This is a genomic window from Arthrobacter sp. Dra40 (assembly GCF_059091905.1).
The window spans coordinates 1-10,843 of the sequence record NZ_JBNHHB010000176.1 but is presented as its reverse complement, the minus strand read 5'-3'; the positions used below and the strand labels follow the sequence as shown (position 1 = coordinate 10,843).

Sequence of the window (10,843 nt, the reverse complement as noted above, 5' to 3'; positions counted from 1 at the left end):
GGGCCGGTTACTTGGTGATTCGGTTGTGCTGGTCGTCCAGGGCGCCGCCATACGAGACGACGGCGAAGCCATTTGCGGCGACCATCAACCGCGGGTCATTGGCCAGCGGAATGGCATCGGCATTCGCGATGATGGAGTTCATTGACTCCTGAAGCGCCGCGCACCGGGCGTCATCGTCCGCTGCTGTGCGGAACTTTGCCAGCGCGGATGCTGCCTCTTCGTTTTGGATGGCACCGATGTTGCCGCCGCCGTCTTCGATGGCCGGGCCGACCATTGAGTTCAGCGGGTTGGACATGGTGCCGATGAAGTTCAGGTCCGCGTAAACGGTCATGTCCCAGCCGCTCGGCTCACCGAAAACGGTGCCGATCCAACCGCCCACGTCGAGGTTTTCCAGCGCCACGTCAGCGCCGGCAGCGCGGAGTTGCTCCTGGACGTACACGTTTCCAGAGCCCTGCGGTCCCAGGATCTGGGCGCCGACCATGCGGATCTTCACCCCGTCCAGAACGGGCTTCGCAGCTTCTTGATCCACCGCGATTACCGGGGACTGGTCCGGACTGGAGCACTGGGTGCCCTCGGCCACCAGTTGTTCGGTCACCTGGCCTTCACCCATCGAGGTGATGCCTTCGAATACGGTACGGTCGAGCACCTGCGCCACGGCCTTCCGCTTCTCCGGATCGGTGAACGGGCTGCCTTCACGCTGGTTGAACAGGACGTAGAAGTCAGAGAAGGCCTCGTTGGTCACGGAGAAATTGTCATTGTCTTTGAACCGCGGAAGGCTGTTTGCGTTCACGAAACCGATGTCGAGCTGGCCTGCCAGCAACTGGTTGGCCGTGGCGTTCTTGTCCACGATGACGTTGTATTGGATCTTCGGTGCTGCCTGCCCCGGAAGTTCCTTTGCATAGGCGGGCCAGGCATCATAGTCATCGCGCAGGCTGTAGGTGTACCGGACGCCGTGTTCCTTCTCCGACAAGACGTAAGGCCCGGACTCGGAGCCCGCAGCGGTGCCGGCGGCGAGAGCTTTGGGGTCGTCGAGTCCGGCAGGGCAAATGATGCCGGTCTGCCCGATGGAAAGTCCTTCCAGCATGTCTGGCCATGGTTCAGCCAGCGCGATGTCCACGGTGTTGGCGGCATCATCTGCGGTGATCGTCGGCGCCCCTGCCGGGCCGAAAACCTGAGGTGCGGCAGCCGAAGCCGTTTTGGGCGAGATCAGGTACTCCAACGAGGCCTTGACCACTGACGGAGTGATCGGAGTTCCATTGGAACAGGTCAGGCCCTGCCGCAGGGTGAAGACCGCTCCCTTGGGGGTCCCCTCCCAGGACTGTGCGAGACCGCCGACCAAGGTGTTTCCTTCATCCTTGCGCACCAAGGTGTCATAACTCATGCGTGCAGCGAGGAAATCCGGCAGGGAAAGACCCTGGGTGGGATCAAGTGTCGAAGGCAGGTCAATGGTGGTGCGGACAGTGTCAGTGGAAAGGGCGGCACCCTCGGCAGTGGCCGGCGCGCCACTCGAAGAGCCGGACGTGGTGCATCCGGTAAGCAGCAGCCCGGCGGCTGCAAGGGCAGCTCCGGCCGAGAACGTCGAACGTTTCATGCTTGGTCCTTTGGGATGGGTGATGTCGGGCGGTCGAACGGCTGGTGCGGAAGGGAAGCTCTGGTCAGGCGGAAGCGGTACCGGGAAGGAGCACTTCGAAAACGTCGATAGTGGTCGCACCATCGCCGGCGACGGCCTGTCCGACGAACACGGACCGGGTCAGCCAGGCGAGCTCGGGATCGGTGGTGCGGAACACCGGGGCGGTCATGAAGTACTCCCGCGGCCGACCATGGTTCGAGGCATCGGATTCCTCTTCCGGCCGGATCAGGATCCCGGTGTTGTAGACGTCGATATAGGAACCGGCGGTCGTGCGGATGCCGTAGCGGGCCTCGAGCCGGTAGGTGCCAGGCGCCTTGTGCAGGCACCAGTCGCCGCCGCCCGAAACAACGCTCCCCTCAAGGTCTCCGGAGACCGGGCCGCCTGTGATCGGGATGAAGCCGAGCTCGCCGGCTTCGGTACTGTCGAGTGGGATGTTGGGAGCGACTTCGGCAACGATGCTGAAGCGGTACTGCAGCCCGGGAAGCTGAGTTCCACGGCCCGCGAGAGTTGATGTGATCTGCGTCATGGAAGTACTATTGACCATAGTGAACGCTATAGTCAACAACATTCACTAATTTGAGTTTTGTGTCATTCCGCCTGAACCTCGCCCCAGCGTGCTTGGATTGGCGGACGGCCCGTGCAGCGAAGGATGTCAACATGGAAGTACCTGCGGAGGCGCCGACGCGCCCACCCCGTAAGCAAAAGCGGCTGGGCCGGGGTACCTTGACCAAGGAACTCATCGTGGAGGCGGCCCTGCGGGTTCTCGACGAGGGCAACGTTAACGCCCTGACGTTCGCACGGCTCGGGAAGGAACTGGGTGCCTCGCCCACCGCAATGTACCGCCATTTCTCCAGCCGCGATGAGATCGAAACCGCAGTCGCTGATGAATTGATCAGGATTTCTCTGGACGGCTATGAACCGTCCGAATCGTGGATGGACTCGTTGCGGGATCTGGCCTACCGAGCCTGGCATACTTTCAGTGACCACCCTGCGGCGGCCATGCACACGTTCTACCGTGTCACCCTGGGGCCGCATGAGGTCCGCGCCGTGGATGCCGTCCTTGAGGCCGTGCACAGGGCAGGCTGGCAGGGCCGCGAGGCGGTGTTCCAGTACCAGATGTACTCGAATCTGGTGCTGGCCCAGAGCGGCCGCAACGCTGCCATGCTAGCTGCAGCCGCGGCGGCGGGGGCGGACAGCGGAAACTTCTGGGTTCAGGAGTACCGGCCGGCCAGGCCGCAGGATTTCCCCTACGTCTCGGCACATCACGACGAACTGCGAATCAAGGACGGATTCGAAGTGTTCAGCGGACAGGTCGAAGCGATGCTTGCCGCGATGAAGGCTGCTCTGCCGCCGGTCTCCTAAAGCAAGCGCCGATTCGTTGTCGCACAGCCGCTGAATGAATCCCCACGCCCAGCCGGTGCACTTGAACACCCTGCTCCAATCCGCCCTCGAGGCACCGTCGATTCTTCAACGACAGAAGCGCTGTTATCGGCGTTTTCGGCTGTCCCGTTCGCGGAATCTTGGGGCTTGGGCTGCTGTGGGCGAGCAGTTTTCAGCCGGCCCCGAGTGTCGCACTGCGAGCTTCCTCCTCAGTCGCCGCCAGCCATGCGGCTATGTCAGCCATGACGTGGGTCGGGCGAGGGGCCGTGGCGTGGACCCGGAGTTCGAGATAATCTGCGTCGTCGATGTTGAGGGACGGAAGGTCGTTCTCGCGTAGTCGGACGACGCGGTATCCGGCGGCCAGCAGATCGAGGGTCTTGCGCTGGTCGACGAGGAGCTTGGGTGCCGGGGCATGCCAGTAGGCCCCGTCGTATTCGATGGCGATCTTGGTGTCCCCATGTTGGGCGAGGATGTCCACCGTCCAGCTTTTGCGGGTTGCGAACGCAGGGTCGGTTACGGCCGCGCCGGAGCGAGCCTCGGTGAAGACCTGCTTGGCCGCATCCAGATGGTCAAGCTCGACCCGGGACTTGCCGGTTTGGCGGCACTCGGGGCATTCGGAACCGGCGGAGCGTGATGCGAGCGGGGCTTGCCAGTGGTGTCCGCCGTCGACAGAGCACACCCACTTCGGGGTAAAGGCGGTCTGTGCGGTGGGCCGGACGTGCCATCCGGTAACCGGGTTTTCGCTTCTCCATTCGCTGGCGAGGCCGGGATCCACCCAGGCGAGCGAATCGAGGATCGTCCGGCACTCGGGGCAGCGCTGGCGTTTGTATTTGTTCCGGTCGCCGACAGGTTCCTGCCATTCGTGGCCGCAGCAGTCGGCCAGCCACCAGACGACGCGCTTGGAGTTGGGGCCAACGTTGTCAGGTGTCCACTGGGTGCCGTTGCGGGTTGGATGCCACTGGCCGGCGATTTCGGGCAGCATCTGGGCGAGGGTGGGCCGGGTCTGGCTTGCGGCTTCGGACAGGGCTCGGCAGAACTGGCAGCCTGATTTTAGGTAGGTATACGGGCTGGTCCTCGGGCGGTGGCCGTTGGCGCACCTGAAGCGCCGGAGGGCCGGCGCGGCGACCATTACCGTGGAGGGGTCGGCTTCGTCGGCCCATGCCGCGAGCAGTTCGGGTATCTCGGCGACGGGTGTGTGCTTCAGCCGCTCGCAGTCGGCACTCCCCTGTTTATCCCGGGCGGACCGGCATGCGGGGCACTCCGGGTGGTCCGTCATCTCGTAGACCTTGGCGGAGAATTTGTGGCCGCAGTCCGGGCACACCCACAGGCACTCGCGGCGGGCGCGAAGCGTGACTGTCTGCAATGCAGCCGCTTGGTTGGCCTCGTGGTCCCACCATGTCAGGGCGGGATTGCCGGAGTCGGCTAGGAGGTTCTTGGATCTGCCGCCGCGCGGTTTCCCCGCCACCGGGCTGCTGGACGGGCCGTTGCGGGTGCAGGCGCAACCCCATCCGATGTCTCCTGGCCGCTGGGCTTCCTGGCGGCCACAAATCCGGCAACGGGTCAGGACCGGGTGGTTGTCGCTGGGCAGCCCGACGATCTCCTCGACGGCATCGAAGCCGTTGCTGTACAGATGTTCGCACAGTGCGTTGGCGCTGACAGGGGTGGTGATGCCGGACATGCGATTGGCCATCTCGGCCCATTCCGTCCAGAAGCAGCGGCGGCAGGCAGGCTCATCCCGGGTCCGTAGCTCGAGCAGGTAGTCGAGCCGGTAGTCGCATTCAGCCCCGCATTCCCGGCACCGGGTCAGCCACCGGCCGGTCTTTCCGGGAAACTCGGCAATCGGGTCCATCCGGAGTCCCGCGAGAATGTCAGTAAGGCACCCGACGCACCACGCCGGCTTCGTCCGGGTAGTGAAGGCAGCCCCGTTGCCGCATTCGTCGGTTGAGCAGAGCTGTTCCCTGGTTGCCATGGTTCCCCCGATTCCTGATCTTGGTGCCAGTCTGGCAGATCCGTCAGTAAGGGTGCTTTTTAGTCCGCGGTAGACGCCTCGTTTTTGGGCCAAAGCGATGCCTTCGCGCTGACGCTCCTTAAATAAGGGGGCTGCGTGGTCACGTGTGTCGAAAATTCGAAATCGAACCCGCCGTCCGGGTCATGTCCAGCGACGCAAGCGGGGGAGCGGTCACGCGGATGCTCGGGAATCGACTTGCTGGTGCGCTCTCTCTACTAAGCGCGTCGTGTCGAGGTCCAGGGCCGTGCACATGGCTACGAAGTGTTTGGAGTCTGTATTCCGTATTAGTTCAAAGACAGCGTGTAGGACTTGGACAGCTTCGGGCCGATTGACTCCGCGAGACGTCTCGATGCGTTCCTGGTGCGAATACTGGTGCAAGAAGGTGACCAGCCTTTGGCGGGTAAGACCATCGTCGATGGAGTCAATCGCCGTTTGCATTTGGACTCGGAAGTCACCCATTTGCACCGGGAGCCTGAAGCTAAGGAATCCTTCGAGGAGGCGGCGGCAGACATTGGGCAGGACCACAGCCGCGTCCATCTCCTGTTCAATGGTGGGGTCGTCGCCGCAGTCGATGAGAGTCCTAGCTGCTCGCCAAAACAGATAGTGGTACTCAGAACGAAGTCGAGTGCGCAGATTCCTGTTAGTCTGCCCTGATCCCCAATCGCGCCATTGTGCGACGCGCCGAGACACTCCTACTTCAACGTTCTGAGTTCGGGTTTCAAGTTCAAGGATTTTGAACCCTCGCTTCTCCTTATGAGCGTTGGAAGGAAGGCGGTCCAGCTGATTGGACCAGATGCGGAAGAGTTCGAAGTTGTGAGTCATAAGGAATATCTGCCCACAGTCCCGAACCGGCTTTGCCGGACAGCTGCAGCCCAGAGGTTTGCCACACCCACAGATGGAAGGCTGTACGAGCTCAGCCCAGAGAAGGCTGGAGGCGCCAATGGCGAAATGATCATCCAGGCTAGAGATGGGGTCATCGATCACTACGATCTGTTCGCGCCGCTGACGGCCATGTGTGCTTAGGCTTCTGACAAAGTACAGCAAGGCGAGGGCTGTGCGCTCTCCCTCGCTGAGGTGGAAGGCGGGCTCACCGTGTCTATAGATCGCGTAGCGGCTGTCCTCAACAGGTTCCACGCATATATCTGAGCGACCCAGGAGGCTATGTAGTCGTTGATTAAGCCACTTCGCCGGCGGTAAGGGATCCAATTCTGCATTTTCAAGTTGCATCACCCGGCTCCGTGTTGCTGCTAGCTCACGGTTGTTGGCGGTCACGGCAGTTTCAGCAGCTTCGGCGTCACGCACGGCAGCTTTATAGGCTTGTTCCTCTTCCCCAATCCAGAAAGCTTCCAGGCGTTCGCAGGCTGTTCGACGCACGACTGCGAAGGCTTTGCTTCTTGCATTGTGTTGGTCCAGCAGATGCCTCAGCCCGGAGTAGTCAGGCACTCGCAAAGCGTTTAGCGGCTCGGGTAGTGCAACGATCTCATGCAGGCTTTTCAGCTTTGTCTCAATGGCCTTCTCTAAAGCGGAAAGCTGTTGAAGGCTCTCAGCGGTCCGCTTTTCGAGCATCTGGAGGAGGGCTTTGTACTCGGCTCGATACTCGGGGTATAGGAGTACGGGATCAACAAAAGCTTGAGCGCGGAGCAAGGTGGCTACATTATGAACATCTTGGAGAATGCTCCGAAGATGCGACTGGAGTTCCCGCGTGCTTTCGTCGAAGTGCCGATTTAGTTCGTCGAGCCGCTCGCGGGTCAAGGGTCCCGTGCAGAAGAAGCAACTCGACGTATCGCCGTGCAGTGCCAGTCCGTCCTGAACCCATGCAGCGTGCTCCGGATGGTCTACCAAGGATTTCAGCAGACGGGCGGTAGGTACACGTCCCAGGGCCTGCGCGATATCTTGAGGAGATAGGGCCAAGGTAGGAACAGCAGGCACCACCACCTCGTGAAGGAAGGGGCTTTGCGCCTTGGCTATCTCGGCATCGGAGTCAAACGCAGCCCTCTCCTCGCTTTGCATCGCGTTTGGCAATTGCTTCTGCACGTTGCGCGCTGTGTAGCCCCGGCCGAAACCGTCGATCCCACCTAGCGTCGAGGTGACGAGCGTGCCAATCCTTTTGAGGATCTGCGAAGGGACCGGGGATTTCTGCTTAGCGTCCTCATCAAGGGTTTGGGCGTCCCGGCTCAGTCGTTCTAATTCCGCGCGGGCTGCTCGAAGCTCTTTCTCGTGATCCGCATTCGCCTTACCCAGCGCGAGCAGAGCCTTGGCCTCCCCGACCTCGAAATCGAAGCACTCCTTCACGTAGGCCTTGTTGAATACCGAAACCTTGTCCCAAAGGGCATCTTGGGGCGATGTCACGAGTCGGTTGCCCAGTTCCGGTTCGGACAACTCCAACGAGACCCCTTCTGTCCATGCGTCGGGGGATTGTGTGGGTGCTAGCAAAGCCCCGAGTGTGGACTTACCACTACCGTTGTTCGCATAGATCAGGTTGATGTCACTAAACCCCGTGAAATTCGCGGCCGGCGTCCAGTACCGAAAAATCCGAAAGTTCTTGATGGACTGGATATTTTCAATGCGCAATATTCCCCCAATTATCGTCTATTGCCATCCTATTTGGCTTTCCTCTGATCCATACGTCCTCGCCACGCCGGTCGATTGTCCTTAGGTCGAGCGGGTTTGGTGTTGCATCTACCCAAGTCCAAAAACGACTGTTTTGTTTTCGGCCTGCTGACTTTTGACCCCTACCGAGTGTGGCGGTCCAAGCGTCACAGGCCGAGTGCGAAAGTCGGGCGCCCCTTCTGAGGAAGGAGACGGGTCATTTCGCCATGGTGCTGACGCCTCCGATTAGGCTCGATGCATAGGTAACGTCACTGGCCTGGTCCTCTACGTGGTTTCTGCGGCCATCTTTTTTTACATCCTCTACGGAGTCATCAAAGCCGCCGTGCGAGATGGGATCCTGGCAGCCGACAGGCGCCGATCGGAGACCACGGATGTAGGGACCGAAGTTGAGGGGGCCGGTAGGTAGAGGTCACTTCTTCCCAAGAAGACGCCGCCGGTCGTCTTATCTAACGACCGTTTGGCGAGAGCCCTCGAACCTAGCTGATGACAGGGAGGTTTCCTGTCTCGGCTAATGCGTCGTCTGTCTCGAGAACTAGTCTCATCTACCTTTGTCGTAAGTGCCCGCGTCGCCACGGACAAGTGAGACATCGGAGATCACCGTTATCGGCACAGCAGATATCAAACCGCGATGGTCGAGATTCGTTCCTTGACTTGGCCATCCTCACTCCAAGTCATCTTGGCAACCAGTCGGTTGTTGGATTGCATAGACTTCTCGAATCGGTAGCTTTGAACTCCTTGGCCGTGCAGTGTTGCCTGGAACGGTTCGTCAAAGAACCACAGGTCAGGATCTTCACCCTCGGGGCCAGAGAACTGCACCAAGAAATCAACGGCGTCAGTATCGCTCTTGTTTTCGATGACGATCGAATGTCGATGAGCCGTCTTAGGGCGCTGCTTGGAGTCGTATTTAGTGTAGGGCTCGTCGTTATGCCGCACGATAGGATTTGCGCCTGACACACTGTGTCGCGGTACTCGTCCCGCAAAAGCGGGCATGTCGTTGTCGATGGCGTGACGCACTTGGTCGACCAAGTCGGATTCGTCTATGTATGTGCCATAGAGTCCCTTGAATTCCTTTTTGTACTCCTCAAGCCTCAATGCCTGCTCAGCAAAACCACGAGGAACATCCGCCTCGGAGAAGTAGACGTGAACCTTCTTGCCGGCAAGATGCGCCTCTTTAATTTCTTCAACCGTTCCAGAGACCTCACGCGGTGTTGCGCTGCCCAGGGTGTTGGCGAAGATGGCTATCACGACATCCGCCTTCTCGACCAATTGCTTGTTAATCACTTGTTGGCCATCCCCACCCATCGTTGGAACAGCGCTGGTTTCGTACCTTCTTGGCAGGATCACCAAATGATCATTTTCGGCTCGACTTGCGTTCCATCGGGATAGTGCTCTCTCAACAGCATCTCGCGAAGAGGTCGTGTCCGAAGGGGAGGCGATAAATACTTGTACCACGGTAGCGGAGAAGGTCATTGCTAGCTCCATGATTCTTAGTTGGACTAGGGGCCTTCACCAACATAACTGCCGACACTGACATTAGATATCGATGGCACGCTTATAGAGTCACTTGCTACCTCTCCCTCTCTTCGAGAGAGGAGACGAACGAAACGTGCAAGATCGACTAGAGAGATGCACCGCCGTCAAATAGTGCGTTCTCATGAGTTGATTGCAGTGAAATCCGCCCAAGACTGCAGCCAGCCACTGTCCAATAGCCACCGGCGTCCCGAAAATGTCGGCGCTTTGTCTTATCCTCAGGGGAAACTCCCGAGGAAGGTACCAGATGGCATCACTCGAGCACGAGGTCCTCACGCACCAGTTCATCTATGTTCCGTGGGTGGACGACAAACCCATATACCAAAGCGCCCCCAAGTTGGCGTTATACCTCCAACAGAAGCACCGTGCCCGATTGACGGTTGTCTGCAGCTTGAAGTCGAATGTTCCGGATGCCCTCGGCAAGATGCCCGTCGTTACAGAGCGCAGCGGCAGCGTGGTAGATGGTGGAGTTGTCTTCGCCTACTGCCCTACCTACAAGGTGATGAGCAAAACCACGCACTTGAAAAAAAGCATCATCATCGTCGTGGAGTGGCCCACCGAGTCCTACGAGGGATGGGCTCGACTTGTTGGTGCCTACAACGTAGTGACAGGGGCGGTGATGTCCTCGAACCTCACGCACAAGGGCCGCAAGGAACTCGACCGCATCGTGTTCGAAGGCTACAAGGGTTGGCACGATAACATCGCAGAACGGATGACCCTCAGCCACCTTGAAAATCTCGCCGGCTTGGGTGAGTACGACCGCGGAGTAGTCCTGGCGTATGTACGACGGCAGAAGAGCGAGGCCAGCGTGAAGAAGTTCATCAAGATCCTTGATCAGTTCGAACGGGCACAGAATCCGGCGCTGGGACCGTCAGCGTCCATAAGCGGAAGCTGAGGGCGTGCCGTAATGGGTGCTTTGGCTGACCCTGGCGTCGGCAACTTGGTTCAGATTTTTCTGGCGATCGTCACTGTCGGAGGCCTGTGGGTTGCCCTGGCCAATGGGAAGAAGGATCGAGCAACAGCGATGTCGCTGGCAGTGGGTGACCGCAGGGCTGCTGATGAGCGTGCAGATAATGACCGTCGGGAGGCTAACGCCGCCATGGAGAACGAGCGGGCCTTCCTCCGTGAGCAGGCCCAGCTACAGATGCAGCTCGATCATGCTTTGAAGATCGTGCAGAGCGCCGAGAACTTCCCACAGGGTAACTTCAACATGATCAAGCACTGGGGTCTTTCCATAAGAGCTTCGGTCATCGTCCTCGGGAAGGACCTGGTCCCACAAGCATGGTCCGTGTTTATCGATCATGAGCACCGGTGGGAAGACATTCAGGAAGACGTACTGCAGGAGATCAATGATCTGGCCATCCGTACAGCACGTACCTTGAACTGCCCCTCGTGCTACCACGTGCACCGCACCGTTTGATGGGTGGCTGAACGCTCAAGGCAGCCAGCCGCAGCGCCTCCTTATGGCGGATTCGGTGTAGCCGCGAGCCGACTCCAGTGTGGGACGCCTTAGCAACGACGGCGCCCCAGGTTTCGTTGCCTATTGCTCACGGCGCATTCCAAGGTGTCTTTCCCACGTGCGGGACAACCGTCCCAGCAAGTATGTACAGAACCGGGTCTACGGCGTTCGCTTCACGATGCGGTACACGGTACTTCGGGCGACCTTGAAGAGCTCGGCGATCTCT

General features: G+C 59.7%; 9 protein-coding genes. 3 read left to right on the top strand and 6 right to left on the bottom strand.

What is annotated here, in order from left to right:
- Window positions 1-7: 7 nt before the first annotated feature.
- Together AC5RWT_RS29815 and AC5RWT_RS29810 are read right to left on the bottom strand one after the other, a co-directional pair.
- Window positions 8-1,591: an ABC transporter substrate-binding protein gene (locus AC5RWT_RS29815; RefSeq protein ID WP_494083359.1), complete on the bottom strand. Its 1,584-nt coding sequence runs from the start codon at window positions 1,589-1,591 to the stop codon at window positions 8-10.
- A gap of 64 nt (window positions 1,592-1,655) precedes the next feature.
- Entirely contained in the window at window positions 1,656-2,156 is a 501-nt protein-coding gene (locus AC5RWT_RS29810) for a DUF3237 domain-containing protein (protein ID WP_494083358.1), read from the bottom strand.
- A 131-nt stretch (window positions 2,157-2,287) separates the two neighbouring features.
- On the opposite strand from AC5RWT_RS29810, the gene AC5RWT_RS29805 reads away from it, so the two are divergent.
- The gene (locus tag AC5RWT_RS29805) at window positions 2,288-2,992 is read left to right on the top strand and encodes a TetR/AcrR family transcriptional regulator (RefSeq protein WP_494083357.1); all 705 of its coding nucleotides are present in this window, start codon (window positions 2,288-2,290) and stop codon (window positions 2,990-2,992) included.
- 190 nt (window positions 2,993-3,182) lie between these two features.
- Here the strand turns inward: AC5RWT_RS29805 and AC5RWT_RS29800 are convergent, their stop codons facing one another.
- From AC5RWT_RS29800 to AC5RWT_RS29790, 3 genes are all read right to left on the bottom strand, one after another.
- Window positions 3,183-4,979, bottom strand: coding sequence for a zinc-ribbon domain-containing protein (locus AC5RWT_RS29800; protein ID WP_494083356.1), 1,797 nt, complete (start codon window positions 4,977-4,979; stop codon window positions 3,183-3,185).
- Between the two features lie 210 nt (window positions 4,980-5,189).
- Window positions 5,190-7,589: an AAA family ATPase gene (locus AC5RWT_RS29795; protein WP_494083355.1), complete on the bottom strand. Its 2,400-nt coding sequence runs from the start codon at window positions 7,587-7,589 to the stop codon at window positions 5,190-5,192.
- Window positions 7,590-8,246: 657 nt separating this feature from the next.
- Window positions 8,247-9,098, bottom strand: a complete 852-nt coding sequence (locus AC5RWT_RS29790) for a DUF4062 domain-containing protein (RefSeq protein WP_494083354.1) — start codon at window positions 9,096-9,098, stop codon at window positions 8,247-8,249.
- A gap of 307 nt (window positions 9,099-9,405) precedes the next feature.
- On the opposite strand from AC5RWT_RS29790, the gene AC5RWT_RS29785 reads away from it, so the two are divergent.
- Window positions 9,406-10,053 (top strand): hypothetical protein, encoded by a 648-nt coding sequence (locus AC5RWT_RS29785; protein WP_494083353.1) that lies wholly within the window; start codon window positions 9,406-9,408, stop codon window positions 10,051-10,053.
- A gap of 12 nt (window positions 10,054-10,065) precedes the next feature.
- Window positions 10,066-10,578 carry a hypothetical protein gene (locus AC5RWT_RS29780; RefSeq protein WP_494083352.1) on the top strand — a complete coding sequence of 171 codons (513 nt, stop codon included), beginning with the start codon at window positions 10,066-10,068 and terminating at the stop codon, window positions 10,576-10,578.
- 198 nt (window positions 10,579-10,776) lie between these two features.
- Here AC5RWT_RS29780 and AC5RWT_RS29775 read toward each other — a convergent pair.
- Window positions 10,777-10,843, bottom strand: a 67-nt coding sequence (locus AC5RWT_RS29775; RefSeq protein WP_494083360.1) for a helix-turn-helix domain-containing protein, incomplete at its 5' end; no start/stop codon positions are given.

Excerpts from the sequence above, each read along its gene's own strand:
- AC5RWT_RS29800 (WP_494083356.1), bottom strand. The coding sequence starts at position 4,979 with ATGGCAACCAGGGAACAGCTCTGCTCAACCGACGAATGCGGCAACGGG.
- AC5RWT_RS29805 (WP_494083357.1), top strand. The coding sequence starts at position 2,288 with ATGGAAGTACCTGCGGAGGCGCCGACGCGCCCACCCCGTAAGCAAAAG.
- AC5RWT_RS29785 (WP_494083353.1), top strand. The coding sequence starts at position 9,406 with ATGGCATCACTCGAGCACGAGGTCCTCACGCACCAGTTCATCTATGTT.
- AC5RWT_RS29790 (WP_494083354.1), bottom strand. The coding sequence starts at position 9,098 with ATGACCTTCTCCGCTACCGTGGTACAAGTATTTATCGCCTCCCCTTCG.
- AC5RWT_RS29815 (WP_494083359.1), bottom strand. The coding sequence starts at position 1,591 with ATGAAACGTTCGACGTTCTCGGCCGGAGCTGCCCTTGCAGCCGCCGGG.
- AC5RWT_RS29810 (WP_494083358.1), bottom strand. The coding sequence starts at position 2,156 with ATGACGCAGATCACATCAACTCTCGCGGGCCGTGGAACTCAGCTTCCC.
- AC5RWT_RS29780 (WP_494083352.1), top strand. The coding sequence starts at position 10,066 with ATGGGTGCTTTGGCTGACCCTGGCGTCGGCAACTTGGTTCAGATTTTT.